At 73.1% G+C, this 26,076-nt stretch carries 20 protein-coding genes; 10 read left to right on the forward strand and 10 right to left on the reverse strand.

The window, feature by feature from the left end:
* Positions 1 to 324 precede the first annotated feature (324 nt).
* Positions 325 to 1,254: an alpha/beta fold hydrolase gene (locus ACFWNV_RS23465; protein ID WP_383950341.1), complete on the forward strand. Its 930-nt coding sequence runs from the start codon at positions 325 to 327 to the stop codon at positions 1,252 to 1,254.
* A gap of 256 nt (positions 1,255 to 1,510) precedes the next feature.
* Here the strand turns inward: ACFWNV_RS23465 and ACFWNV_RS23470 are convergent, their stop codons facing one another.
* Positions 1,511 to 4,699: a BTAD domain-containing putative transcriptional regulator gene (locus ACFWNV_RS23470; protein ID WP_383950344.1), complete on the reverse strand. Its 3,189-nt coding sequence runs from the start codon at positions 4,697 to 4,699 to the stop codon at positions 1,511 to 1,513.
* Between the two features lie 163 nt (positions 4,700 to 4,862).
* Between ACFWNV_RS23470 and ACFWNV_RS23475 the strand changes: the two genes are divergently transcribed.
* On the forward strand, positions 4,863 to 5,960 hold the full coding sequence (locus tag ACFWNV_RS23475) for an NADP-dependent oxidoreductase (RefSeq protein ID WP_383950347.1): 1,098 nt from the start codon (positions 4,863 to 4,865) through the stop codon (positions 5,958 to 5,960).
* Positions 5,957 to 6,517 (forward strand): NAD(P)H oxidoreductase, encoded by a 561-nt coding sequence (locus tag ACFWNV_RS23480; RefSeq protein WP_383950350.1) that lies wholly within the window; start codon positions 5,957 to 5,959, stop codon positions 6,515 to 6,517. The genes ACFWNV_RS23475 and ACFWNV_RS23480 overlap by 4 nt, the downstream gene beginning before the upstream one ends.
* A 57-nt stretch (positions 6,518 to 6,574) precedes the next feature.
* Here the strand turns inward: ACFWNV_RS23480 and ACFWNV_RS23485 are convergent, their stop codons facing one another.
* The 3 genes from ACFWNV_RS23485 to ACFWNV_RS23495 form a co-directional block, all read right to left on the reverse strand.
* Positions 6,575 to 8,251 (reverse strand): transporter, encoded by a 1,677-nt coding sequence (locus ACFWNV_RS23485; RefSeq protein WP_383950352.1) that lies wholly within the window; start codon positions 8,249 to 8,251, stop codon positions 6,575 to 6,577.
* Positions 8,248 to 9,120, reverse strand: coding sequence for an ABC transporter ATP-binding protein (locus ACFWNV_RS23490; protein ID WP_383950355.1), 873 nt, complete (start codon positions 9,118 to 9,120; stop codon positions 8,248 to 8,250). The genes ACFWNV_RS23485 and ACFWNV_RS23490 overlap by 4 nt, the downstream gene beginning before the upstream one ends.
* 131 nt (positions 9,121 to 9,251) lie before the next feature.
* Positions 9,252 to 9,932: a bifunctional DNA primase/polymerase gene (locus ACFWNV_RS23495; protein WP_383950358.1), complete on the reverse strand. Its 681-nt coding sequence runs from the start codon at positions 9,930 to 9,932 to the stop codon at positions 9,252 to 9,254.
* A gap of 219 nt (positions 9,933 to 10,151) precedes the next feature.
* On the opposite strand from ACFWNV_RS23495, the gene ACFWNV_RS23500 reads away from it, so the two are divergent.
* Positions 10,152 to 11,531 carry a transcriptional regulator gene (locus ACFWNV_RS23500; protein WP_383950361.1) on the forward strand — a complete coding sequence of 460 codons (1,380 nt, stop codon included), beginning with the start codon at positions 10,152 to 10,154 and terminating at the stop codon, positions 11,529 to 11,531.
* Between the two features lie 37 nt (positions 11,532 to 11,568).
* On the opposite strand, the gene ACFWNV_RS23505 is transcribed toward ACFWNV_RS23500, so the two are convergent.
* The gene (locus ACFWNV_RS23505) at positions 11,569 to 13,245 is read right to left on the reverse strand and encodes a hypothetical protein (RefSeq protein ID WP_383950363.1); all 1,677 of its coding nucleotides are present in this window, start codon (positions 13,243 to 13,245) and stop codon (positions 11,569 to 11,571) included.
* Between the two features lie 180 nt (positions 13,246 to 13,425).
* On the opposite strand from ACFWNV_RS23505, the gene ACFWNV_RS23510 reads away from it, so the two are divergent.
* Complete coding sequence (locus ACFWNV_RS23510) at positions 13,426 to 14,790, forward strand: hypothetical protein (RefSeq protein ID WP_383950366.1); 1,365 nt, start codon at positions 13,426 to 13,428, stop codon at positions 14,788 to 14,790.
* 22 nt (positions 14,791 to 14,812) lie between these two features.
* Here ACFWNV_RS23510 and ACFWNV_RS23515 read toward each other — a convergent pair whose 3' ends face one another.
* Positions 14,813 to 16,186: an ABC transporter substrate-binding protein gene (locus ACFWNV_RS23515; protein ID WP_383950369.1), complete on the reverse strand. Its 1,374-nt coding sequence runs from the start codon at positions 16,184 to 16,186 to the stop codon at positions 14,813 to 14,815.
* A gap of 231 nt (positions 16,187 to 16,417) precedes the next feature.
* On the opposite strand from ACFWNV_RS23515, the gene ACFWNV_RS23520 reads away from it, so the two are divergent.
* Together ACFWNV_RS23520 and purU are read left to right on the forward strand one after the other, a co-directional pair.
* Positions 16,418 to 16,864 carry a hypothetical protein gene (locus tag ACFWNV_RS23520; protein ID WP_383950427.1) on the forward strand — a complete coding sequence of 149 codons (447 nt, stop codon included), beginning with the start codon at positions 16,418 to 16,420 and terminating at the stop codon, positions 16,862 to 16,864.
* Positions 16,865 to 16,883: 19 nt separating this feature from the next.
* A complete protein-coding gene (purU, locus tag ACFWNV_RS23525) occupies positions 16,884 to 17,759 on the forward strand; it encodes a formyltetrahydrofolate deformylase (RefSeq protein ID WP_383950371.1) in 876 nt (291 codons plus the stop codon).
* A gap of 46 nt (positions 17,760 to 17,805) precedes the next feature.
* Here the strand turns inward: purU and ACFWNV_RS23530 are convergent, their stop codons facing one another.
* Positions 17,806 to 19,230 carry a maleylpyruvate isomerase N-terminal domain-containing protein gene (locus tag ACFWNV_RS23530; RefSeq protein WP_383950374.1) on the reverse strand — a complete coding sequence of 475 codons (1,425 nt, stop codon included), beginning with the start codon at positions 19,228 to 19,230 and terminating at the stop codon, positions 17,806 to 17,808.
* Positions 19,227 to 19,805 carry a sigma-70 family RNA polymerase sigma factor gene (locus tag ACFWNV_RS23535; RefSeq protein ID WP_383950376.1) on the reverse strand — a complete coding sequence of 193 codons (579 nt, stop codon included), beginning with the start codon at positions 19,803 to 19,805 and terminating at the stop codon, positions 19,227 to 19,229. Before ACFWNV_RS23535 ends, ACFWNV_RS23530 begins: the two co-directional genes overlap by 4 nt.
* A gap of 321 nt (positions 19,806 to 20,126) precedes the next feature.
* Between ACFWNV_RS23535 and ACFWNV_RS23540 the strand changes: the two genes are divergently transcribed.
* Positions 20,127 to 20,645, forward strand: a complete 519-nt coding sequence (locus tag ACFWNV_RS23540; protein WP_383950378.1) for an EF-hand domain-containing protein — start codon at positions 20,127 to 20,129, stop codon at positions 20,643 to 20,645.
* Between the two features lie 136 nt (positions 20,646 to 20,781).
* On the opposite strand, the gene ACFWNV_RS23545 is transcribed toward ACFWNV_RS23540, so the two are convergent.
* On the reverse strand, positions 20,782 to 21,777 hold the full coding sequence (locus ACFWNV_RS23545; protein WP_383950381.1) for a helix-turn-helix domain-containing protein: 996 nt from the start codon (positions 21,775 to 21,777) through the stop codon (positions 20,782 to 20,784).
* A gap of 174 nt (positions 21,778 to 21,951) precedes the next feature.
* Entirely contained in the window at positions 21,952 to 23,505 is a 1,554-nt protein-coding gene (locus tag ACFWNV_RS23550) for an AMP-binding protein (protein WP_383950384.1), read from the reverse strand.
* A 188-nt stretch (positions 23,506 to 23,693) separates the two neighbouring features.
* Here ACFWNV_RS23550 and ACFWNV_RS23555 point away from each other — a divergent pair, with 188 nt between their 5' ends.
* Positions 23,694 to 24,902, forward strand: a complete 1,209-nt coding sequence (locus tag ACFWNV_RS23555; RefSeq protein WP_383950387.1) for an amidohydrolase family protein — start codon at positions 23,694 to 23,696, stop codon at positions 24,900 to 24,902.
* Positions 24,903 to 24,907: 5 nt separating this feature from the next.
* Positions 24,908 to 26,071 carry an acyl-CoA dehydrogenase gene (locus ACFWNV_RS23560; RefSeq protein WP_383950390.1) on the forward strand — a complete coding sequence of 388 codons (1,164 nt, stop codon included), beginning with the start codon at positions 24,908 to 24,910 and terminating at the stop codon, positions 26,069 to 26,071.
* Positions 26,072 to 26,076 lie beyond the last annotated feature (5 nt).

A 26,076-nucleotide genomic window follows, 5' to 3' on the forward strand; every position in this document is an offset into this window, starting at 1 on the left:
TCGTCGGTTCCACCTGGTCGCCTGTGCGCGCCAAGCGGGGTGGTGTCGGCCGTTGTGGCCCGGTGCGTTTTTGTTGGGCTGGGCCCGCCGCCTTCCGGCGCCGGGACCGGTCCTCCCCTGCTTGACCTGGAGCCCCGAGCTCTCAAGGTCATCCCTTCGGACCGTCTTCCCCGAGCGGTCCGCCTCCCTGTTGAAAGGATCTCCATCGGCAGCGGCGGTCAATCCTTGAGCAAGGTCACTCGAAAGAGCGGTGTTGTCGGCGAGAACCCCGTTTTCGAATACGGGTTCGATACTGTGGCCGGGAGCGAAGGGGGTGCATCTGCGGTGGTACGACGCCTCGATGTGACGGGGGCCGACGGCGTACGCCTGGCGGCCTGGGAGTTCCGCGCGACGGCCGCGGAGCGAGAGCCCGAACCGCGCCCGTCTCCGTCTCCACTTCCACCTGCCTCTCCATCGCCTTCGGGTGAGCCCGCGGCCCTCTTACTGCACGGCCTGATGGGCCGCGCCTTCCACTGGGCGGGCACCGCCCGCTGGCTCGGTGCGAGCCGCCGCGTCGTGGCCCTCGACCAGCGCGGCCACGGCCAGAGCGAGCGCCCCCCGACCACCGGCCCCGGCAGCTCCATCGCCTACGGACGCGAGGCCTTCGTGGCCGACGCCGAAGCGGCCGTCGAGCAGCTCGGCCTCGCGCCGGTGACCCTGATCGGCCATTCCATGGGCGCCCTCACCGCCTGGCAGCTCGCGGCCCGCCGCCCCGACCTCGTGGCGGCCCTGGTCATCTGCGACATGCGGGCGTCCGCGCTGGGGGAGGCCTCGCAGCAGGAGTGGGAGGAATGGTTCCGCCACTGGCCGCTGCCGTTCCCCACGCAGGACGCCGCACGGCGCTGGTTCGGCGAGGACGACCCGCGGGTGGAGCGCCCGGACCCCGGCCGCGGGGAGTTCTTCGCGGAGGTGATGCACGAGGCGGACGACGGCTGGCGCCCGCTGTTCTCGCGCCGCCAGATGCTGACCGCGCGCGAGACGTGGGTGCACGACGCGCACTGGGAGGAACTGGCCCAGGTGCGCTGCCCGACGCTGGTCGTCCGCGGCCTGGACGGCGAACTGGGCCGGGCGGAGGCCCAGGAAATGGTCCGCGTCCTGCCGGCCGGCCAGTACGCCGAGATCCCGGACGCCGGCCACTACCTCCACTACGACCACCCCACGGCCTGGCGCGCAGCGGTGGAGCCGTTCCTGGAGGGCATCAAGGCCTCGGCGTAAGTCGCCGGTCCCTCCGGGTCCCTGCGGGGCTTGGCGCGGATCGGGCGGGCCCGGTGGAGGGCTGGGCGGGGCCCCGAGTCGGGCTCGGTGGGGGCTGGGCGCGGGGCCTTGTCCCGCCCTCGCTCCTGTGAGGGCCTACGAGGCCCAGTGGAGCCCTGAGGACAGGGCGAGGGCGCCCTCCGCCCTCTGGTCGCCTCTGTCGCCCTATGGGGCCCTCCAGGGCCCTGTGGGCCGCTTCGTGGGGCCGCCGGGGCGGTTACGGGCCGTCCAGGAGGGCGAGTTGGGCCGGTAGGGGGAGGGCTTCGCCCTGGGTGAAGGCGGTGGTGAAGGCGGCCGGGCCCAGGGCTGTGCGGGCTCGGGTCGTGGCGCGGTCGGTGTCGGTGCGTTCCGCCGGCGGGCGGGGGGTGCCCGCCGAGGCGCGCAGGGCCGTCGCCGTGCCCAGGAGGGAGGCGGCGCGGGCGGGCGGGAGGATGCCCGCCAGCCCTTCCAGGGCCAGGGCGAGCGCGCGGGGGTCCCCGGTGCGCAGGGCCGCCGCGAGGCCTTGCCGGTGCAGGGACTCCGCCGTGGCGGGGTCGGCGCGCAGCTCCGCTATGTACCCCAGCTCCGCCAGGATCAGCGCCGCCCCGGAGTCCACCCCGAGCCGCTGGTTCCAGTCGAGCCACGGCCGCAGCCGGGCCTCCGCGCCGTCGAGGTCTCCGCCGCGCCGTGCGCCCAGGGCGAGCCCGATCGCCGCGAACTGCTCGGCCGGGCGGTGGCACTGCTCCTCCGCCAGCCGCAGGGCCTCCCCGTGCAGGGCGGCCGCGCGGGCCAGGTCGCCGGTCAGCAGCGCGATGCGGCCCTGCCGGGCCAGCCGGAAGGAGGCGTGCGTCCACAGCTCCAGTTCCCGCGCGTCCCGTACTCCGTCCTCGTGGAGCCGCGCCGCGGCCTCGTAGTCCCCGGTCACCTCGGCGAGGATGCCGAGCTGCTCCGAGGTCTGCAACTGGCCCCAGCGGTCTCCGAGTTCCGTGAACACCGCGGCGGCTGCCTCCGCGTTGCGGCGCAGTTCCGCGAGGTCGCCGTCGTAGAGGGCCCGCGTGGAGAGGGTGAGCAGGGCGACCCCTTCGCCCCAGCGGTCGCCGCTTTCGCGGAACCGGGCGGGGAAGGGGAGGAGTTCGTCCTCCAGGACGCCGGAGCCGAAGCCGCACCGGGCGTAGGCCAGCAGCCACTGTTCACGGAGGCCGGCGCCGGAGAAGTCGCCGTCCAGGTGGCGGTCGTCGCCTCCGAGCAGGGCGAAGGCGGCGTGCAGGGCCGTGGACCCCGCCGCCCGGGTGGCTTCGGTGGCCTCCTGGATCCGGCCGCGCAGGAACCAGTACCAGGACTGTCCGCCGACCAGCCGCAGCCCCAACTCCCCGGCGCCCGCGTGCTCCAGGGCGGCCCGGGCGTTGGGGCCCTCCCGGTCGAGCCGTCGCAGCCACTCGCCCTGCTCGGGGCCGTGCAGCCGCCCGGCCGCGCGCTCGGCGAGCTCCGTGTAGTACTCCGCGTGCCGCTGCCGGGTCGCGCCCGTCTCCCCGGCGGTGTCGAGCCGCTCCAGCCCGTACGCCGCCACCGACTCCAGCAGCCGCAGGCGCGCGTCCCCGTACGCCCCGTCCTCGTACGCCCCGTTCCCGTACGCCGAGACCACGAGCGAGCAGTCCACGAGCCGGGTGAGCAGGTCGAGCACGTCCTCACGGGCGACCCCCGCATCCCGCGCGCCCCCGTCCGCGCACACCGCCTCGGCGGCCTCCACGGTGAAGCCGCCCGCGAACACCGACAGCCGGCGCAGGACCGTCGCCTCCGGCGGGGAGAGGAGCTCCCAGCTCCAGTCGATCATCGCGCGCAGCGTGCGCTGGCGGGCCGGGGCGTCCCGGCGCACCTGGTTGAGCAGGCGGAACCGGTCGTGCAGTCGATCCGCCAGGGCCTGCACTCCCAGGACCCGCACCCGGGTCGCGGCGAGTTCCAGTGCGAGCGGGATCCCGTCCAGCCGGCGGCAGATCAGGGCCACGGCCCCGGCGGTGTCGGGGCCGAGGGCGAAGCCGGGGGCGGCGGCGGCCGCGCGGGCCGCGAACAGTTCCACGGCCTGCGCCTCCGCGAGCGGGGCGACGGCCTCGATCACCTCGCCCGACAGCGCGAGCGGTTCCTGGCTGGTGGCGAGGATGCGCAGGCCGGGGGCGCGGCGCAGGAGCCGTTCGGTGAGGGCCGCGGCGGCCGGGAGGAGGTGTTCGCAGTTGTCGAGCACGAGCAGGGCCGCCCGCCGCCGCAACGCCTCGGCGAGCCGCTCCTCCACGGAGCCGCCGCCCGCGTCGTCCTCGCGCATTCCGATCGCGGCGGCCACCGCTTCGGCGACCGAGGTGCCGGGCGCGCCGGCGAGTTCCACGAACCACACCCCGTCGGGGTGGGCCTCCTCCAGCCGTGCCGCGGCGGCGAGCGCCAGCCGGGTCTTGCCGACGCCGCCGGGCCCGCACAGCGTCACCAGCCGGCCGGCCCCGAGCGCCGCGCAGACCCGGGCGACGGCCTCCTCGCGGCCCACGAGGGAGCTGACGGGCGTCGGCAGGTTCCCGCCGCCGCCCCCGGACGCCCGGCCCCCACGGGCCCCCTGCGCGGAAGGCCCGGGGAGGGGCCCGGCCGCGGGGCCGGCGGCCACCACCGGAGCCGGGGCCGCCTCCGGGCCCGCCAGCGCCGGGTCCTGGCGGAGGATGGCCTCGTACAGGGCGGCGAGCTCCGCACCGGGGTCGATGCCGAGTTCCTCGGCGAAGAGCCCGCGCAGGTGCGCGTAGACGGCGAGGGCCTCGCTCTGCCGGCCGGCCCGGTACAGGGCCCGCATCTGGCTGCCGCGCAGCCGCTGGCGCAGCGGGTGGGCCGCGGCGGGCCCGGCCAACTCGTCGGCGAGTTCGCGGTGTTCGCCGAGTTCCAGGCGGGCCTCCGCCAGGTCCTCGTACGCCGTGATCCGCTGCTCCTCCAGCCGGGCGATCGCCGCCTGCGTGAACTCCGCGTCCCGGAAGTCGGCGTACGCCTCCCCCTGCCACAGCCCGAGCGCCCGGGACAGCAGCTCCGCCCGGGGCCGCGGCTGCGCCTCCTTGCGCGCGGCCGTCGTCAGTTCCTCGAAGCGGTCCGCGTCCACGGCCCGCGCGGGGGCGCGCAGGGCGTAGCCCGCCGGACCGTACGCGACCAGGGCGCGTGCGCCGTCCTCCGCGCGGGCGAGGGTCCGGCGGAGCTGGGAGACCTTGGTCTGGAGGGTGTTGCCCGGGTTGCCGGGGGCGGCGTCGCCCGCCCCGCCCCACAGGTCGTCGATCAGCCGGTCCACCGGCACGGGCCGGCCGTCGCGTACGAGGAGGGCCGCGAGCAGGGCTCGTACCTTCGCCTCGGGAACGGGCACGGGCGTCCCGTCATCCGTGCGGACGGTCAGTGGCCCCAGCACCTCGAAACGCATGCCGCAACGTTACTTCTTGCCCGTCAGACCGCCGGGTGCGGCCGTGCGCGACCCCGTACGCGGCCCCGTGCGTGACGCGTGCGCGGCCCGTGCGCGGCCCCGGACACGGTGTTCCTGTGACCGCGACCGAGCGGCCGCCGAACACACCGGAAGGAAACGTCAGATGACGACCGCCGCCCCCACCACGAGCACCCCCACCACGAGCGCCCTCTCCCGTGAGATCCGCCTCGCCTCCCGCCCCGTCGGCGAACCGGGCCCGCACCACTTCGAGTTGGTCGCCACCGAGGTCCCGGAGCCCGCCGAGGGCCAGATCCTCGTCCGCAACACCTGGATGTCCGTGGACCCGTACATGCGGGGCCGGATGGACGAAGCCCCGTCCTACATCCCGCCCTTCGCCCTCGGCACGGCCCTCGAAGGCAGCGCGATCGGCGAGGTCGTCGCCTCCCGCTCCGCGGCGGTACCGGTCGGGGCGACCGTCTCGCACTTCCTCGGCTGGCGGGAGTACGCGGTACTCGACGCGGCCGCCGCGACCGTCGTGGATCCCGCGCTCGCCCCGCAGTCCGCGTACCTCGGTGCGCTCGGCACCACCGGCCTGACGGCGTACGCGGCGCTGACCCGCACGGCCCCGGTCAAGGAGGGTGACGTGGTCTTCGTCTCCGCCGCCGCGGGAGCGGTCGGCAGCGTTGCCGGGCAGCTGGCGCGGCGCCTCGGCGCCTCCCGGGTGATCGGCTCGGCGGGCGGCCCGCTGAAGACGCGGGGGCTCCTGGACCGCTTCGGCTACGACGCGGCCGTGGACTACCGCCAGGGCGACCTGGCCGGCCAGCTCGCCGAGGCGGCCCCCGAGGGCATCGACGTCTACCTCGACGCGGTCGGCGGCGACCACCTCCGGGCGGCCATCGGCGCGATGCGCCGGGGCGGGCGGATCGCCATGGTCGGTGCGATCAGCGGCTACAACTCCACCGCTCCGGCGGTGGGTCCGGACAACCTCTTCCAGGCCGCGGCCCGCGAGGTGACCCTGCGCGGGATGCTCGTCTCCAGCCACTTCGACCTGTTCCCGGAGTGGATCGGCCGGGCGGCGGGCTGGCTCGCGGACGGCAGCCTGCGGACGGAGGAGACCGTCGTCGACGGCATCGAGCGGGCCCCGGAGGCCTTCCTCGGCATGATGCGCGGCGCGAACACCGGCAAGATGCTGGTCCGCCTCTCCCCGGCCGCGATCCCCGCCACCGCCACCACCGCCGCCACCGCCACCGATGCCCGATGAGCGCCGCCCTGGTCGTCCTGGCCCACCCCCGCGCCGATTCCCTGACCGCCCAGCTGGCCCGCCGCGCCGTGGCCCGGCTGGAGGCCGACGGCCACACCGTCGACCTGCTCGATCTGCACGCCGAGGGCTTCGACCCCCGGATGGGCACCGAGGACGAGCCGGACTGGTCGGACCCCGACAAGGAGTACTCCGCCGAGACCAGGGCCCACATGGACCGGATCGCCGCCGCCGAGATCCTCGTGGTGGTCTTCCCCCTCTGGTGGTTCGGCCTGCCGGCCGTCCTGAAGGGCTGGATCGACCGGGTCTGGAACAACGGCTTCGCCTACGGGCGCCGCCAACCCCTCCTGAAGGGCAAGCGGATGGTGTGGATCCCGCTGGTGAGCTACCCCGAGGCGAAGTTCAAGGAGCTGGGCTGGGACGGGCCGGTGGACCGCCTGCTGCGGGTCGGGATCTCGGAGTACTGCGGGATCGACGGGGCCACCGTCCACTTCGTCTACGACTCTCTGAGCGCGGGCGAGTCGGCCCTCGCCGAGGCGGACACCGCCCTGGCCGGGTGAGCCGACCCGCCCCGCCGACCCGCCCCGCCGACCCGCCCCGCCGACCGGTCCCGCCGGTCAGCCCTTGCTGACCGCCAGCAGGATCTCGGGGAGCTTGCGCACCACCGTCGGGGCCGCGAGGCGCAGGCCGGCCCAGGTGGCCAGGGTGCCCCAGGCCACGCCCAGGGGGAGCAGGATCCAGCTCAGGGACTGCTGGTCGGCCACGTTGAAGTAGATGGCCAGGACGATCACCGGGGAGCTGATCAGCGCCGAGGCGAGCATGCCGCCGAAGATCCCGGCCCAGGCCAGGCCGCCCTGCCCCGGGGCGACGTTCTTGAAGGCGCCGTCCGTCGGGATCGAGTACGGGAAGCGGGCCGAGGCGAGGGCTCCGGTGCACAGCATCGAGCCGAGCAGGGCCAGTGCCAGGCCCAGGGCGCCGGGGAGACCGGCCCAGTTGTCGACCAGGGCGGCCGTGACCGCCGCGACCAGGGCCGTCCAGGGCACGGTGACCAGCGCGAGGGCCAGGGCGCGGGCGCGCAGTTCCAGGTACGCGTCACGGGCGCTGCCGATGGTCTGCGCGACCATCCAGAAGGCCGAGGTGTCCTGCCCGAACTGGTTGTACATCTGGACGCCGAGCATGCCCGAGGCGAAGCAGGCCAGGTACACCGAGCCGTTGCCCTGGAAGGCGTTGGCGACGGGGATGATCAGGCCGACCGCCAGGGCCGACACCCACGCCGACTTGGTCTTCGGGTCGCGCACGATGTAGCGCAGCGCACGCTGGATCGCCGCGCCCGTACGGTCGTCCGGCAGCAGCGACCAGCCGCCACCGGCCGCGCCGTTCGCCGGCTTCTTCTCCTTGGCGGCCGCGACCGTCGAACCGTCCGGGGTGACCATCAGCTTGGTCAGACTGCGCTCCCAGAACCAGAGCAGCAGCCCGAGGGCCGCGACCGTGATCAGGAGCTGGGCGGCCGCGGTCCCGTACGAGCCCTCGCTCGCGGAGTCCACCATCCCGACGGCCGTCGCGGGCGGCAGCCAGCGCACGACCGCCTCGGCCGGCTCCAGCTGCTCCAGTCCGCCGGCCTGGAACAGCCGCTGGCCGGCGATGTTCGCCACCTGCGCGCCGATCGCGATCAGCAGGCCGCTGAGCAGCGCGAGGTCGCGCCCCTTGCGGCTGGTCAGCAGCCGGACGTTGGCGGTCGCCACCGCCCGGGCCAGGGCGACGCAGCCGAGCAGCAGCAGCGGTACGGCCAGGACGGCCGCCACCGCGCCCGCCGCGCCCCGCGCGATCGCGATCACCGAGCCGACGGCCAGGCACAGCGTGAACAGGGGGCCGATGCCGACGAGCGAGGAGGCCAGCAGGGCCCGTACGAGCGGCCGCGGGCGCAGCGGCAGCATGACCAGCCGGCTCGGGTCGAGGGTTTCGTCGCCGGTCGGGAAGAACAGCGGGACGAAGGTCCAGCCGAGGGCGAGGACCGCCGCCAGCAGGACGACGACCGTGCCGGCGTGCGCGTTGCCGCGCAGCAGCGCGAGGCCGAGCGTGGCGAAGAAGGCGACGACGAGGGCGAAGGCGAGGGCGCCGAAGTAGGCGGCCTTGCGCTTCGAGGAGCCCTTGAGGCCGTTGCGCAGGAGGGACAGCTTGAGCCGGACGAAGATCGGGGTGATGTTGACGGACGCGGCCGCGGAGGCGGCCGGCCCGGCCGCGGGTGCCGGGGCGCGCGTGGTCGTAGGCGTAGGCGTAGGCGTGGGCGTGCTCATCGGACGCCCGCCCCGTTGCTCCCGCCGTTGGCCGCCGCCCCGCCGCCGAGCCAGTCCAGGGACTCGCCGGTGGCCCGGCCCTGCGCCCCGACCAGTTCCAGGAACGCGGCCTGCAGCGAGGGTGCGTCGCCCCGTACGTCGGCCAGCGAGCCCGAGGCCCTGATCCGGCCGGCGGCCATGACGGCCACCCAGTCGCACAGCGACTCGACGAGCTCCATGACGTGGGAGGAGAAGACGACCGTGGCTCCGGAGGAGGTGTAACGTTCCAGCACTCCGCGGATGGTCTGCGCGGACACCGGGTCCACCCCCTCGAACGGCTCGTCCAGGAAGAGCACTTCGGGGTTGTGGAGCAGCGCGGCGGCCAGGCCGATCTTCTTCCGCATGCCCGTCGAGTAGTCGACGATCAGCTTGTTCTGCGAACCGGCCAGGTCCAGGATCTCCAGCAGCTGCGTGGCCCTGCTGTCCGTCTCCCGGCCCGGCAGCCCCCGCAACCGGCCCATGTAGCCGAGCAGTTCCCGCCCGGAGAGCCGCTCGAAGAGGCGCAGCCCCTCCGGCAGCACGCCGATCCGGGACTTCACCTCGACCGGGTCCGCCCACACGTCGTGCCCGGCGACGATCACCCGGCCCATGTCCGGGCGCAGCAGCCCGGTCACCATGGACAGCGTGGTGGTCTTGCCCGCGCCGTTCGGCCCGACCAGGCCGACGAACTGCCCTGCGGGCAGTTCGAGATCGATCCCGGACACGGCCACCTGCTCGCCGAACCGCTTCCACAAACCTTCGACCCGCACGGCGGGTGCGGCGGTCGGTGCGGGTCGCACACCGCCGCCCGTTCCGTCCGTCCCGCCCGTCGCAACGCCCTGGTCCGGCATGCGCCTGCCTCTCGTCCTGTTCCCCGTGTCCTGCTTTTCTCACCATAGGAGGAGGGGAAGAGGCGGAGCAGTTACTTATGTCATGAGTTTCCGGCAGGGCATGTCCGCTGGTCAGGGCGAGCGGGCCCGGATCAGGGCGTGCGCCGGGCCCGTTCCGCGGCCGCCTCGCGCCCGCAGGCGTAGGCCAGCGCGTCGATCAGCTCCTCCACGTCCGGCAGCCACCGGTTCGCGGCCGTCGGCGGCTGCGCCCACTGCACGGAGCCGCGTCCGCCGATCCGGGTCGGCGGCGCGGCCACGTACTCGCCCTCACCGCGCGCGACCAGGTCGAGCTGGGCCGGCTGCCAGCCGATCTTGCGCAGCAGGTCGGGCACCTTCGCCCCGGCGCCGGGCAGGACGAAGAACAGCATCCGCCCCGCCGGGTTGGCGATCACCGGTCCGAGGGTGCGCTGCATGCGCTGGAGCCGGGCCAGGGCGAGGAAACCGGCCGCGTCCGGGACGTCGAGGGCGTCGAAGGTGCGGCCGGTGGGCAGCAGGATGGCGGCCTTCGGGTTCCGCCCCCAGAGCCGCCTGACCTGCACGGCGCTGCCCGAGGCCTGGGAGGCCCAGTCCTTCCCCGCCGCGTGCGCGCCGGGCGCCGGGCACTGCTCGGCACCGCACGAGCACTGTTCCCGTCCGTCGCCGGACTCCAGCCAGGTGCCGGCGAAGACATCCCAGTGCCGTTCTTCCGTGTACCGCACGGCATGGTCCAGCAGCGGCTCACTGCGCTGGAGGGGGATGGGCGCGGTCTCCGTGACTCCGATGGTCTCTTCCACGTGCAACACAACTCTTGCGGTCACCGGTAGTTACGGGCGTAAACCGGCCGGGCTCGGGAGCATCGATCCTGCATGCGGGGCGCATCGGTGCATCGCGGGGGGCGCGTAGGAGGCCGGGGCGCCGGAGGTGGGTAACGACAGGACGCAATGGGGAAGATTCCCCGCACATCAGGCGGGAAGTGATCATTCGAACGATCACCCGCGTCTCTGGGGGTTTTCATGGCAGCCAGGCCTCTCGTCGCCCGCCAGCCGAACGAACGGCTGCAGGCGCTCATCCAGGAAGCCGGGTGCTCCAATGCCGGGCTCGCCCGGCGCGTCAACATGTGCGGGGCCGAGCACGGCCTCGATCTCCGCTACGACAAGACCTCCGTGGCCCGCTGGCTGCGGGGCCAGCAGCCGCGCGGCCGGGCCCCCGGGATCATCGCCGAGTCGCTGGGCCGCAAACTCGGCCGGACCGTCACCATCGACGAGATCGGCATGGCCAACGGAAAGAACCTCGCCTCCGGCGTCGGCCTGCAGTTCTCCCCGACCGTCATCGGCGCGATCGAGCAGGTCAGCGAGTTGTGGCGGAGCGACGTGGGCCGGCGCGACTTCCTGTCGGGGTCGAGCGTGGCCTCCTCGGCGCTGGTCGAGCCGAGCCGCGACTGGCTCATCACCGGGGCCGACGCGCAGGTCGCGCGCAGCGGCGGCTCCCGGGTGGGGATGTCGGACGTGGAGGCGGTACGGGCCACCACGCAGGCGCTGAAGGACCTCGACCACCGCTTCGGCAGCGGGCACGTGCGCCCGGTGGTCGTGCACTACCTCAACTCGGTGGTCTCCGGCCTGATCGGCGGCTCGTACCGGGAGCCGGTCGGCCGGGCCCTGTTCGCGGCGGTCGCCCGCCTCACGGAACTGGCCGGCTACATGGCGGTGGACACCGGCCAGCCGGGCCTGGCCCAGCGCTACTACATCCAGGCGCTCCGGCTCGCCCAGGCGGCCGGCGACCGGGCGTACGGGGGCTACGTACTGGCGGCTTCGATGAGTCACCTCGCGGCCGAACTGGGCAATCCGAGGGAGATCGCGCAGCTGGCGAGAGCCGCTCAGGAGGGGACGCGGGGCCAGGTCACCCCGCGGGTGGAGGCCATGTTCTACGCGGCGGAGGCGCGGGGCCACGCCCTGCTCGGTGACGCACGGTCGACGGCCGTGCTGTCCTCGCGGGCGCTGACCGCGCTGGAGCGGGCGGAGCCGGAGTCGGGGGACGACCCGGAGTGGATCCGGCACTTCGACGGGGCGTACCTCGCGGACGAACTGGCGCACTGCCACCGGGACCTGGGGCAGGCCGACGCGGCGGTGAAGCGCGCGGAGGAGTCCCTGCGGGACCTCCCGGCGGGCAAGGCGCGGCGCCGGGCGATCGGTCTGCTCCTGCTGGCGGCGGCGCGGGTGCAGCAGCGCGAGGTGGAAGCCGCCTGCCAGACGGCCACGCAGGCGGCGGAACTCCTGTCGGGCCTGCGCTCCCACCGCGGGACGGTCTACCTGGAGGACTTCCGCACCCGCCTGGACCCCTACCGGGAGGAACCGGCGGCCCGGGAGTTCACGGCCCGCCTGGAGCCGGTCGGCTGACCCCGCCGCCCGGGTGTCCGGGCGGCGGTCCGCCGGATCAGCCCTTGACCTCGATGCGGCCCTCCTGGCCGGTGTCGGAGAGGTGCTTGGCATCGGCGTCCACGAAGCGGATGCGCCAGTGGCCGCTGCTCTGGGCGGTGAACTTCTTGCTCACGGCTCCGTTGGCCGCGGAAACGGAGGTGCCCATCTCCTTCCACGTGGTGGAGCCGTCGGGCCGGAAGTAGTAGCGGACCTTCTGGCCGGGGTACGCGACGAACCCCTCGGTGGGCGTGTACCTGCTCAGGACTCCGGAGACGGAGAGCTGCTTCCCCTTGGCGACGGGGCTCGGTCCGAAGCGCTCGCCGCTGATCTGGGTTTCGGCGCGGGTCTGGCGGAGCACCTTGGTGCCCGTGCTGGGGCCGATGTTGGAGGTGCCCGGCGTGCGGACCCGCCATCCGTCGGACGGCTGGCCGCTCGGCGTGCCGACCGTCACGGTGAACGTCTTGTTGTAGGGCACGGTGAAGGACTGGCGGGTGACCCACTTGCCCGGCGAGGTCTGGTACTGGACCTCGATCGGCGCCTGCTGGCCGGTGATGCCGTCGACGGAGACCTTGCCGCTGATGGTGAGCTTGCCGTACTTGTCGGTGGAGACCAGCTTCTCCTCGGTGACCTTCGTCGTGTGGGTGACCTTCGCGACGGTCGCGGTGCGCGCGCCGTCACCCACCAGCCAGGCGTCCTGGACGTGCACGCTCAGGGAGCCGGTCCTGAAGACCGGGGGCAGCAGGGTGTAGCTCCCGTCGGCTCCGGTGGTGGCCGTTGCCTGCCCGACTCCCGTGGCGGCCACGCCGCGTCCGGCGGCGGGCTTGACCGTGCCGTCGTCCGCGAGGCGGGTGAGCTTGCCGCGCACGGGCACGCCGGTCCCGTACCGCGCGGTCAGGGGCGCCGTCGAGGCCAGCGTCAGCTTGGACTTCTGGGCCCGGATCTTCGAGGGGGCCGTCGCGGCCGCCTCGGTGTCCCCGCTCGCCAGGGCCACGGTGTGGGTCAGGGTCTGCTCGGTACCGAGGGCGGCGACGGAGGTGGCGAACTTCCCCTGCGCGTCGGACACCCCGTCGCCCCAGCCCTTACCCAGGTGGGCACGGACGCGTGCGCCCGCCAGCGGGAGCCGCTGCCCGGTGCGCGGGTGGACCGCGGTGACCGAGCCGGTGACCTGCGTGTCGAGGTCGTCCAGCGAGAACTCCTGCCGGCTGGACTTCGCCTCGACCCTGGCGTCGAGCGCGTAGGTGAACCGTCCGGCGTTGCGACGGCTCACTTCCCTGGTGCCGTCCGAGGTGTACACGTCCAGTTCGTAGTCCGTCATGTCGTCGAGGACGAGCGGCTGCTTGTCACCCTCGTACCACCGGACGCTGGGACCGCCCGATTCGTCGGGACCCGGGTTGTTGTACGTGAGGTCGTCGACCACGGCGACGACCTTGTCGGTGCCTGCCCGGCGCACCTCCACCCGGCTCGGAACGCTCGCGTCGGCGTCGACGAAGACGATGAACTGGTCGTTCCAGTTCTGATGGACGGTGGCGTCCGGCAGCGCCATCTCTGCGGACTTCGCCCCCGGGTCGGCCGCCAGGGCCGCATGCCGCGCCTCCGGAACGGCGGCACTCGCGGCGGGAGCCGCCAGCGCCCCCACCGCCGCGATGACGACCGCCGTACCGACGGCCGTCATGGTCCTCTTGAAGCTGTTCACCGGAATCTCCCCGTGCGTACGCATGATCGACTGCACGGGTTGGACCGCCGACCCGCCCCGGGGGTTGTACGGGATCCGCTACGGCCTGCGGCGCTGAGGCCGACACTGGCAAACTCGGCGGGGAACTGTAGCGTGAGCCGACGGTTCCGTAGACGCGGACAGGTCGGAGAGGGAGTTCCGGTGACGGAGAGCGGACAGGGCGGCAGCCCGCAGGGAGGCGAGCCGTGGGGCGCGCCGGTGCCCGCGCAGCCGCCGACGCAGCCGCCCGTGCAGCCCGGCGGCGAGCCGGAGTACCTGTACGGACAGCCCTCCTACGACTACCCCGCACCCGGCGGCCCCGCCTACGGCTACCCGCAGGGCCACGTCGTCGGCCCCGGCTACGAGGGCCCCGGCGACCCCCACGGCTACGGCTACCCGCCGCTGCCGGAGGCGGCCACCCAGTACATTCCGCCGGTCCCCGCGGCCCCCGCGCACGAGGAGGCGGCGACCCAGTACATCGCGCCGGTCCCGGCGGCCCCCGCGTACGGCGAGGCGGCCACCCAGTACATACCGCCGGTGCCCGCGGCCCCCGCGCACGGCGAGGCCGCCACCCAGTACATCGCGCCGGTCCCGGCCGCCCCCTCGTACGAGGAGGCCGCCACGCAGTACATCCCGCCGGTCCCGGCCGCACCCGCCGATCCCGCGGCCGGCTTCGACGGGCTGTTCCGGGGGGACGTCCCGCACACGCAGCAACTGCCGCCGGTCCAGGAGCCGGTGCTCCGCCGGCAGCCGCCGCCGCAGCGCCCCCATCCGCAGCAGCAGCACCAACAGCCTTATCCGCAACAGCAGTACGCGCCGCCGCCGCAGCAGCAGTTCCAGCAGCAGCCGCCGCCGCACTACCAGGGCCCGGACCAGGACCCGGCGCCCGCCTCCCGCAAGGTCTCGCCCGCGATCATCGCCGCCGTCGTCATCGGCCTGGCCGTCGTCGGGCTCGGGGTCGGTGCCGTGCTCAGCGACGGCAAGGCGCAGAACAACGACCCGGCCGCCGTGGCCCCCACCCCCGCCCCCGGCAGCTCCACCGCGGACAAGGGGGAGGCCCCGCTGGACCCCGCGCAGCCGCAGGCGGTCCAGCTCGACAAGCTCCTCGCGGACAGCAACGACAGCCGGGCCGCGGTGATCAAGGCCGTCGAGGACATCAAGGGCTGCAGCAACCTGGACCAGGCGGCCGTCGACCTGCGCGACGCGGCCCGCCAGCGCGAGGAGCTGGTGACCCGGCTCCAGGAGCTGAAGGTGGACAAGCTCCCGGACAGCGCGAAGCTGACCGCGGCCCTCACCAAGGCGTGGAAGTCCTCCGCCGAGGCCGACAACAGCTACGCGTCCTGGGCGGACGACCTCAAGTCGGACGGCGACAAGTGCAAGGACGGCAAGGCCAAGTCGACCGGCAACGCCTCGGACGGGAACAAGGCGAGCGGCGACGCCACCCGGGCGAAGGAGAACGCGTCGGGGATGTGGAACGCCATCGCAGGCAAGTACGGCCTCACCAAGCGCGACAAGAGCCAGCTGTAGGACGGGCTCCGCAAGACACCCCCTAGCTGGAACGGGGCGCCTGCTCCAGGGTCTTGGTCATGTCCAGCGACTGCTCGCCGCCCGGCTGCGCCACCAGGCGGCCCTGCTGGACGATCTGGAAGGTGACCCGGCCGTTGACCATGCGGGGGAAGCCGGAGACGGCGCGCATGTCCTGGTAGCGCCAGCTGAGGTCGGGGGTCAGGCCGCCGGTCTTGACGGGGTCGGACTGGTTGAGCTTGCGCGTGAGGGTGCGGCCGGTGAGGTCCTCGTCCTCCTTGAACCGCTTCACCATCTCGCTGAACACCGTGTACGCGATCCAGGTGGTCTGGGCTCCGCTGTCGTCGGGGTCCACGGCGTTGTCGCCGAAGGCGTGGTCGGTGATCACGTTGCGCATCTGCGTCCACAGCGGGTCGGAGGCGACCGGGTACCAGCTCGTGACGTACGCGCCCTCGAAGGGGCTCTCCTTGCCACCGGTGCGGTCGACCAGGGCCTGGCTGACCGAGCCGAGCACCGAGGAGATCTGCGGCTTGCGGTTCTGGGAGTCGGCGCGCCGGAAGGCGTCGAAGAAGGTCTCGGTACGGGCGCCGAGCACGGCGGCCACACAGCCCTTCTCCTTGCCGTCCTTCGCGGAGCCCGAGCCCGAGCCGGAACCCGAGCCGTCCTTCGCCCCACCGGCGCTGCCCTTCGCGGGGGCGCCGGGGGAGGAGGCGGCCAGCGCCTCGTTGGCCTGGACGGAGAGGTCCGCGGAGTCCTCGGCAGCCCGGATGTCGCTGGCCTCGCCCATCTGGTTGGCCTTGAGGCCGGAGTTGAGCTGGAGGGGCAGGGAATCCCCGGCGAGGGTGTCGGGGCGGACCAGGGCGACCTTGGCGCAGGAGCGCCCCAGCTGGTGGCCGGCGCCGGCCACCAGGACGGGCTGGCCGCCGTTGACGGGGTAGGAGAGCGGGGACTGGAACTCCTCGGCGGAGACCCCGTACCCGCCGATGAACGGGATGCCCTCGGCTTCCAGCGGGGCCAGGAAGGCGCGTCCGTGCTGGCTGTAGGAGCCGATGACGGCGACGGCCTTCTCGGTGACCGCCTTGCGGGCGCAGTCCGCGGCGCCGGTGGGCGTATTGCGCTCGTCGCAGGTCAGGACGCGGAGCTTGCGGCCGTTGATGCCGCCCTTGGAGTTGACCCAGCGCTCGTAGGCCTTGGCCATGCCCGGCATGCCGGGCATGTTGGTCGCCTTGGAGTCCACCGGGGCGAAGGTCATGACCGTGAGGGTGTCGGCGCCCCCGGAGCCCCCCGAGCCTCCGGGGAGCGCCCCGCAGCCGGCGACGAGACACGCGCCCATCGCCATGGCCGTGGTCCGGGCCAGAAAGGTGCGGGAGAGTGCTGATGCGCGTCGCCGGGTGGTCATGTGCATGCACCATTCCGCGCCCCGGGTAACTGAAGTGTGAGGTGTGCACAACATCGGGTGACACCCAGGTGAATTACGGGTGGCGCGCACACGGTGAGTGAGCGCCGGGCGGGTCCGGGCCGCCGGGTCCGGGCGCCTCAAGATCACGCCGGACGGGAACGTACGATCGAAAGCGTGACATTCGCCCAAGGTTCGAAGAACTCTTCCCGCCGCGGCGGCCGCTCCTCCACCATGGGCGGCATGCCCCTCAACGACATGCCGTGGTGGCGCTGGCGCAGCAACGTGCGCTCGGCGCTGCACATGCTCTCCGACCCCGCGTTCCAAGAGGACACCTGGCTGGCCGGCGCCGAGGGGTACGGGGACGTCACCGACGCCGTGTACCGCCTCGTCGAGGACACCTGGCTCGACAGCTGGTCCGCCGAGAAGTACGTCGGCACGATCTTCCGCGACTCGCAGGAAGCGGCCCTGGTGGACCTCGCCGTGCTGCGCGTGCTGCGGATCATGCACCAGATCGGCCCCGACGCCCCGGTCTCCGGCTACCTGGAGCACCATGCCTGGCCGGAGGCGGTACGGGCCGCGCGCGAGGCCCACGTACGGCTGGCGACGGTGGACGGGGACGACCCGGACGCACGGCCGCGCTCTCTGGACGTCCTGAGGATCCTCACGCGCGCGGCGTGATGTGGAAGGCTGTGGGGTCATGAGCGACGACCCGCAGCCCCAGGCCACGCAGCAGTACGTACTGACCCTCTCATGCCCGGACAAGCAGGGCATCGTGCACGCCGTGTCCAGCTATCTGTTCATGACCGGGTGCAACATCGAGGACAGCCAGCAGTTCGGCGACCGCGACACCGGCCTCTTCTTCATGCGGGTCCACTTCGCGGCCGACGCTCCGGTGACCGTGGAGAAGCTGCGGGCCAGCTTCGCCGCGATCGGCGACAGCTTCCGGATGGACTGGCAGATCCACCGCTCCGACGAGCGCATGCGGATCGTGCTCATGGTGTCGAAGTTCGGGCACTGCCTCAACGACCTGCTCTTCCGCCACCGGATCGGCGCGCTGCCGGTGGACATCGCGGCGGTCGTCTCGAACCACACCGACTTCGAGGAACTGGTCGGCTCCTACGGGGTCCCGTTCGTGCACATCCCGGTGACCAAGGACACGAAGGCGGCGGCCGAGGCGCAGCTGCTGGAGCTGGTGCGCGCCGAACAGGTCGATCTCGTGGTCCTCGCGCGGTACATGCAGGTGCTGTCGGACACCCTGTGCAAGGAGATGAGCGGGCGGATCATCAACATCCACCACTCGTTCCTGCCGAGCTTCAAGGGCGCGAAGCCGTACCACCAGGCGCACGCCCGGGGCGTGAAGCTGATCGGTGCGACCGCGCACTACGTGACGGCCGACCTGGACGAGGGCCCGATCATCGAGCAGGAGGTCGAGCGGGTGGGGCACGAGGTCACCCCCGACCAGCTGGTGGCGATCGGGCGGGACGTGGAGTGCCAGGCGCTGGCGCGGGCCGTGAAGTGGCACAGCGAGCACCGGGTCCTGCTGAACGGGACCCGGACGGTCGTCTTCACGTAACCGCCCCGGCAGCCTCCGGCAGCCTCCTGTATCCGGCTACATCCGGCTACATCCGGCTCAGGGAGGCCGCCGCGAAGAGGACGTCACGGATGGCTTCGCGGTCGCCGGTCTGGCCGACCGCGGCGTCCTCCGGGGAGATGTGGCCCGCGGCGAGCTGGCAGAATTCCGTGCCGTCCAGGGCGATCCGGGCCACCGTGTGGTCCGGTGAGGGCTTCGCCGCCGGGGAGTCCAGGGCGATGTCCCAGCCGCCGCCTCCCGCACCCTCGATCTCCAGGTGCAGGGTCCGGCCCGGCGCCCCCGCCGCGACCAGCCCGCGCGCCGGCGCCGCCAGTCCCGCCCGCCGGCGCCCGGCCAGGGCCGCCGGCAGGAGCCGGGCCGCCAGGTCGATCATCCGGTTCAGGTGGGGTGCGGACGGCGGGTCGTACGGGTAGTCCACCGCCTCCGCGATGTCCACGGCGTGGACCCAGCACTCGAAGGCCCGCTCCAGGAAGGCGTCCCCGAGGGGCAGCGCGAAGGCGCCGTAGTCCACGTCCAGTTCGGCCACGCCGCGGCCGGCGAAGGACACCGTGCGCACCAGGGTGTGACCCTGCTCCCGCCACGGTTCGCGGACCCGGCGGGTGGTCGGGTACGGGGAGTCCTCCCAGAACCGCTCCGTGCGCCCGGTCGGGGTGTCCGTGGCCGGCTCCCGGCCCAGGGGGTCGTCCAGACCCAGCGCGGCCGCCACGAGTCCGTCCACCGCCAGCAGGTGCCCGATGACCCCGGCCACCGTGGTCCGGCGCGTCTGGCGGCGTTCCTCCTCGAACCACTTCAGCCGGACCGGGGTGTGCCACTCCGAGTCCCCGAAGTCCCGCAGCAGCGCGTCGAGCCGGGCCGTCTCGGTGTCGTACGGGCTCGCCCACAGCGGGACCGGGATGCGGGCCGGGCGCTTGCCGAGGCAGTCCTCCAGCACGCGCGAGCGCAGCAGCGGCTTGAGGTCGAGGGTCTCCTCCGGGTGCAGCAGCCCCACGGCGTCGCGCAGCCGCAGCGCCTCCTCGGCGCAGCGCGCGCATTCGGTGAGGTGGTCCTCGACGGCCTGGGTCTCCTCGGCGGAGCAGGCCGCCAGGGCCCATGCGCCGAGCAGGGACTTCAGTACGGCGTGGGTGGGCGGCGGCGCGGCCGGGACCGGCTCGGGCTCGGGCTCGGGCTCGGGCTCGGCGGGCGGGGGCGGGACGGGGTGGTCGGTGACCTGCGGGTACTCGGTGTACCGCGCGTCGACGATGTCGTCGATGCCCTCACCGTCGTCGTCGCCGTCCAGGGTGTCGAGGTCGTCGGGGTCCAGGGGCCCTTCCCCGGACGGCAGGTACCGCGGCGCCGCGAGGTCGAGGTCGTCGGCCGCCCCGCGCGGGCCCGGTATCCGCGCCGGACCGCCGGGGTTCCGGGGCGGCTCGTGCCGCTCGTACTCTTCGCCGTCTTCGCCGAAGGGGCTCGTCATCGGGTGGATCCATATCCGGAGGGGCCGTACCCGGGCGGCACGGTGTCTTCGCGCGGAACGGCGTTGGCCGTGGACAGGAGTTGCAGGCCTAGGCGCAGCCGGCGCCGGGCCTCGTCCTCGCTGATCTGCAGGTCGGCGGCGGCCTGGCGGTAGTCGCGGCGCTTGAAGTAGGCGAGTTCGAGCGCGGCCCGCAGGGGTGCGGGCATGGAGGTGACGATGAAGTCGGCGCGGGCCGCCGCGTTGGCGCTGCGCACCTTCTGTTCCAGTTCCTCGCGGGAGCCGTTGCCCAGTTCGGCCTGGCGCAGGCGGGCCACGGCCTGTCCCTGGGTGATGCGGGCGACCCAGGAGCGCATGGAGCCCTGCTTGGGGTCGTAGGCGTCCGGGTTCTCCCAGATGTAGCCGAAGACCTCGCGGGTGACCCGGTCGGCGGCCGTCTCGTCGTTCAGGACCCGGTGGGCGAGGCTGTGCACGAGCGAGGCGAAGCGGTCGTACAGCTCTCCGAGCGCGGCGGCCTCGCCGCGGGCCAGGCGCTGTTGCATGCGGCGGTCCCAGCGCGGTGGTGCGTCCTTCGGCATCGTGCCCCCAGCCGGATTCCCGGTTTCGCAGCCGTGTGTCGACCACTCGAATGTAGTCGCCATGCAGCGGTGTGCGCCTGTTTTGCCGGAACCTCGTCCCGGAAGTGCGCCCTGCGTGATACGGGCGTCGCGCGGGGTGAACGCGGATGTCGGGCCGCGGAGATGGGTACAGGCGTACGCGCCCCGCCGCGCTCCTCGTGCGCTGGTTCGATGCGGCCACCTCCTTGACCGCTTCGCTTAACGCGCAGGCCACGTAGGCCTTACGCTCCTGTCCTGTCTTGAACTGCACCCCACCGCACACGTGAAGGCGGAACGCCGAAAATGGACAGCGCAGAATACGAGCGCAAGATCGCCGCCCGCTTCGCCACCTTCGACCAGGACGGGTCCGGGTATATCGACCGGGAGGACTTCAGTACGGCGGCCAAGGCGGTCCTGGCCGAATTCGCCGTGGCTGCCAGGTCCGACAGGGGCCAGGCCGTCTTCGCCGGGGCCGAGGCCTTCTGGCAGGGCATGGCCGGCATCGCGGACGTGGACGGGGACCAGCGGGTGTCCCGCGAGGAGTTCGTCACGGGCGCGGCCAAGCGGCTGCGGGACAACCCGCACCGGTTCGCGGAGATCGCGCGGCCGTTCCTGCGGGCGGTGATCGCGGCGGCCGATTCGGACGGCCTCGGTGCGACCCCGGAGGCGACGGCGCGCGTCCTGCGCGTGCTGGGCACCCCGGAGGAGCTGGCGGCCCCGGTCGCGGCGGCGCTGGACGAGGACGGCGACGGCCGCATCACGGAGGACGAGATCCTGGCGGCCTTCGCCGGCTACTGCGGGGTGGCGGCGCCGGACGCGTAGCCGCGGGCGCGGGCACAGGCGGATCCGGACGCGCAGCCGCAGGCGTGGCCGGACCGCAGGAGCCGCACGCGCGGGCGCCGGCGGGGCGGGGCGGTGGGCCGTGTGCCCACGCCCCGGTCCGCGGGATCGCCGCGCGTCAGGCGAGCACGGGCAGGCCGCGGAGGGCGCGGCGGGCGATGTCGGCCAAGGAGGCCACCTGCTCGGGAGACGGCAGTCCGCCCCGAGGGGCCGTACGGTCTCCCGCGCACCGGCCGCAGTGAGCGTCCGGGGCGGGCAGCGGGTCGCGGCAGACCCCGCATTCGGCAGGAGGCGCCGCGGGGGCCGCAGGGTCCCTGGGAGTCCGTGGCGCGGGCAGTTTGCGGATGAGGCGGTCGGCCAGCAGGGCGCGGGCGGAGTAGATGAACCGCGGCAGGCCGTCGGTGAGCAGGGAACGCGCCTCCAGCTCGGACACGCCGTGCTCCAGCCACCGTTGGGCGAGCGGGGCGAGTGCGAGCGTCTCGGTGACGCCGAGCCTGAGCCGCGGATCGTACGCGGTGATGCGCGCGAGCAGCGCGGCCCCGCGGGCGGTGCCCTGGGCGGCGGATTCCCCCGGCGTGCCGGGAGGTTCCGGCGACTCGGGCACTTCGGGCGCTTCATGCGCTTCGAGTGCTTCAAGCGCCTGGTGCCCTTCGTGTCCTTCGTGCGCCTCGTGCGCCTCGTGCGCTTCGGGGAGGGAGGGTTCTTCTCCCGGGGACTTCGTCCCCTGGGGGGACGCTCCCGCCCTTCCGGTCTTCCCCTCACCGGTTCCCGGGGTGGGGTCCGGGCTTGCGCCGGGTGGCTGTGGCCGGTCCTCCGTGGGCGGGGTGTCGGAGACGAAGGTCTCCGTGTGGACGTGCCCGGTCACCGGGTCGCGCACGGTGCGGCGGGCGTAGTACCCGTACCGCACCAGCTCGTCGACCGCTTTGGAGACTCCCCGGCGCCCCACTCCCGGGTGATTGTCGGCGAGCGTACGGACGTCCTCGCGGGCGCCGTCGGGGAGGGAAAGCAGATAGCAGAGGATGCCCCGTGCGGTGAAGCTGAGGCGCCGGTCCCGGACGAGTTCGTTGCCGAGGACGGTGAAGGCACGCTTTCGCGGGCTAATGTGAACGCGCACTGAAGACCTTGTTCTCTTCGGTGTCGGGCCCCGGGGTGTTGGCGCACCGCCGGGGTCACCTGACTGTATTGAGTTCGTGTTGATCGGGGACGCTAGCGCACCCTTTCCGACATATGCCAGCCGTGGCCAGAGATATGAACCATGGGTGAGGGCGCGGTAGTTCGCGCCTGGGGACTACGCGAAGCGTTCGCGGAGCTTGTACTTGAGGACCTTGCGCAGGGCGTCGTTGCGGGGCAGGGCCTCGACCAGCTCCAGCTGCTCCGGGAGCTTGTGCGTGGAGAGGCCCTGAGCGCGCAGGTGCGCGGTCACCTCGGCCAGGGTCAGCGGGGCCGCGCCCGGGGGCTGTTCGACGACGGCGCAGACGCGTTCACCGCGCTCCGGGTCCGGCAGGCCGATGACGGCGACGTCGGCCACGGCGGGGAGCTCGTGGAGCAGGTCCTCGATCTCCTTCGCCGAGATGTTCTCGCCCTTGCGGATGATGACGTCCTTGCTGCGGCCGGTCAGGACCAGGTGGCCGTCCTTCGTGAGGTGGCCGAGGTCGCCGGTGATCAGGTAGCCGTCGGCGTCGAAGACACCGGTGTTCTGATCCCGGTTGAGGTAGCCCTGGCAGACCGCTTCTCCGCGCAGGCGGACCTCTCCGTCGGTGTCCGGGGGGAGGAGGGTGCCTTCCGGGGTCGTGATGCGGATGGACATGCCTTGCGGGGGCCGGCCCTCCGTGGTGGCGAGGTTCTCGGCGGTGTCGTCCGGGGCGCCCATCGTGATCATGGGGACTTCGGTCATGCCGTAGCCGTGGGTGAGCTGGCAGCCCAGCTCGCGGACGACCGCGTGGTAGATCTCCGGGGGCTTCGGGGCGCCGCCGCCCGCGAGGAGGCGGAGGGTGGGGATCAGCTTGGCGGACGGGTCCTTGCGCTGCTCGGTGAGGAACATCGAGTAGAAGGCCGTGGAGCCGCCGGCGACCGTGACCCCGTGGCGCCGGTAGCCGTCCAGGGCGCCCGGCATCGCGAACTTCTCGAAGAGGACCGCGGGGAACCCGTACAGCAGCAGCATCACCGTGTAGTCGGGGCCGGCTATGTGGGCGAACGGGAAGGCCATCGAGCCGACGTCGTCCGGTGACAGGTGCAGGGCGTGGGCCAGGCAGGAGCCGCCCGCGATGAGGGAGCGGTCCGTGTGCAGGACGCCCTTGGGGTCCGAGGTGGTGCCCGAGGTCCAGTAGATCCACCGGACGGACGTGCCCTCCCAGGGGGGCGGGGGGAGTACCGCCGGGTCGCCCGTGGGGAGCGAGTCGTAGGCCTCGAAGATCCCGTGCGCGCCGAGGCGGTGCGCCATCGCCGTGTGGTCGAAGCCGCGCCAGACGCCGGGTACGGCGAAGAACTCCGCCTTCGACTCGCGCAGGGCGAAGCCGACCTCGCGGTCCCGGTAGAAGGGGATGACGGGGGTCTGGACGGCGCCGATGCGGGCGAGGGCGACCGAGAGCAGCACGGTCTCGATGCGGGTGGGGAGCTGCCAGGCGACCACGGTGCCGGGGCGCACGCCCATGCCGTACAGGCCGGCCGCGACCTGCTCGGAGCGGTCGCGCAGCTCGGCGAAGGTCAGCCGCCGGTCGTCGGCCGGGTCGTCGGCGGCCTCGATGAGGACGGGGGCGTCGGGGGTCATGGCGGCCCGGCGGGCGATCAGGTCCCAGAGCGTGCGGGACCGGCTGAGTTCGACTGCGGTGCTGTTGTCCGTCATTCCGGACCCGCCTCCCGTTGGCCGCCACATGGACCTGACGGATAGTCAGATCAAGCGCAGAGCGTAGAGCGCGGACGCTTGTCGGTCCAGGGGTGGGGAGCTAGCTTGGTTCCAGATTTCTGACGCTCCATCAGATTCGGAGTGCCGGATCAGGCCCGACGGCCCAATGGCTTCAGCGAGGGGACATCATGGAACTGCCTCGGATCATCAGCGTCGACGACCACGTCATCGAACCGGCCCACCTCTTCGACGTCTGGCTGCCCGCCAAGTACCGCGACCGCGGCCCCAAGGCGCTCACCGCCGGCATCGGCGAGCTCGCCTACACCGGCGGCAAGTACGTGATCACCATGGACCCCGACGGTCCGCCCACCGACTGGTGGATCTACGAGGACCTGAAGTTCCCGTACAAGCGCAACATCGCCGCCGTCGGCTTCGACCGCGACGAGATGACCCTGGAGGGCATCACCCGCGAGGAGATGCGGCGCGGCTGCTGGGACCCCAAGGCGCGGCTGCTCGACATGGACCTCAACCACGTCGAGGCCTCCCTGTGCTTCCCGACCTTCCCGCGCTTCTGCGGGCAGACCTTCGCCGAGGCCAGGGACAAGGAGGTCGCACTCGCCTGCGTGCGCGCCTACAACGACTGGATGGTCGAGGAGTGGTGCGGGGACAGCGGCGGCCGGCTCATCCCGCTCTGCATCATCCCGCTCTGGGACATCGACCTGGCCGTCGCCGAGATCCGCCGCAACGCCGCGCGCGGGGTGCGGGCCGTGACCTTCTCCGAGATCCCCACCTACCTCGGCCTGCCGTCCATCCACACCGGCTACTGGGACCCCTTCTTCGCCGTCTGCCAGGAGACCGGCACCGTCGTCAACATGCACATCGGGTCCAGCTCCCAGATGCCCGCCGCCTCTCCCGACGCCCCGCCCGCCGTACAGGCCGCGCTCAGCTTCAACAACGCCATGGCCTCGATGATGGACTTCCTGTTCAGCGGGGTGCTCGTCAAGTTCCCGACGCTCAAACTGGCCTACAGCGAAGGCCAGATGGGCTGGATCCCGTACGCCCTGGAGCGCGCCGACGACGTGTGGCAGGAGCACCGCGCCTGGGGCGGGGTCAGGGACCTGATCCCCGAGCCGCCGTCCACGTACTACTACCGGCAGATGTTCTGCTGCTTCTTCCGCGACAAGCACGGCATCGCCTCGCTCGACGTCGTCGGCCGCGACAACGCCACCTTCGAGACCGACTACCCGCACGTGGACTCGACCTTCCCGCACACCAAGGAGGTCGCCCTCGACCACGTCAAGGGCCTCGACGAAGAAACCGTATACAAGCTCATGCGCGGAAATGCCATCCGTATGCTCGGACTTGACTTCGACAAGGACCGGCGGACGGGGCGGTAGGCGCAGTGGACCTCACCTATACCGAGGAGGAGCGCGAGTTCCGGGCCCGGCTACGCGCCTGGCTCGCGCACGTGCTCCCCGGGCTGCCGCCCAGGCCCTCGCCCGACGACTGGCCGGGCCGCCGCGCCTACGACGCGGGCTGGCAGCGCCGGCTCTACGACGCCGGGTACGCCGGACTGCACTGGCCGGTGGACGCCGGCGGCCGCGGCGCCACCCCCACGCAGCACCTGATCTACCTGGAGGAGACCGAGCGCGCGGGCGCCCCGTACGTCGGCGCGAACTTCGTCGGGCTGCTGCACGCCGGCCCGACCATCGCCGCCGAGGGCACCGCGGAGCAGCGGGCGCGCTGGCTGCCGCCCGTCCTGCGCGGCGACGAGGTGTGGTGCCAGGGCTTCAGCGAGCCGGACGCGGGCTCCGACCTGGCCTCGCTACGCACCCGCGCGGTCCGCGACGGGGACGAGTACGTGATCACCGGCTCGAAGATATGGACCTCGCACGCGGAGATCGCCGACTGGTGCGAGCTGCTGGTGCGCACGGACCCCATCAGCGCGGAGACCCCCAAGCACCGGGGGATCTCCTGGCTGGCCATGCCGATGGACGCGCCCGGGGTGACGATCCGGCCGCTGCGCACCCTGGCCGGGTCCACCGAGTTCGCGGAGATGTTCCTCGACGAGGTGCGGGTCCCGGTCGCCAACCGGGTCGGCGCCGAGAACGACGGCTGGCGGGTCACGATGGTGACCCTGTCCTTCGAGCGCGGCACCGCCTTCGTCGGCGAGGTCGTCGCCTGCCGGCGCACCCTCGGCGAGCTGGCGCGCACCGCGAAGGCCAACGGCCGCTGGGACGACCCGGTGCTGCGGCGCCGGCTGGGCCGGCTGTACGGGGAGTTCGGCGCCCTGTGGCGGCTCACCCAGTGGAACGTCAGCGAGTCGGAACGCTCCGGCGGGGTCCCGGGCATCGGCGGCAGCGTCTTCAAGCTGGCGTACTCGCACGCGCGCCAGGAGCTGTACGACACGGCCGCCGAGGTGCTGGGGGCCGGGTCCCTCTCGCTGGAGGAGGAGTGGACCCTGGACCGGCTCTCCTCGCTCTCGTACACGATCGCGGCGGGCACCTCGCAGATCCAGCAGAACATCGTGGCCGAGCGGATCCTCGGCCTTCCGAAGGGCAGGTGAGCATT

It is taken from the genome of Streptomyces sp. NPDC058401, assembly GCF_042722885.1.
Lineage (GTDB): Bacteria > Actinomycetota > Actinomycetes > Streptomycetales > Streptomycetaceae > Streptomyces.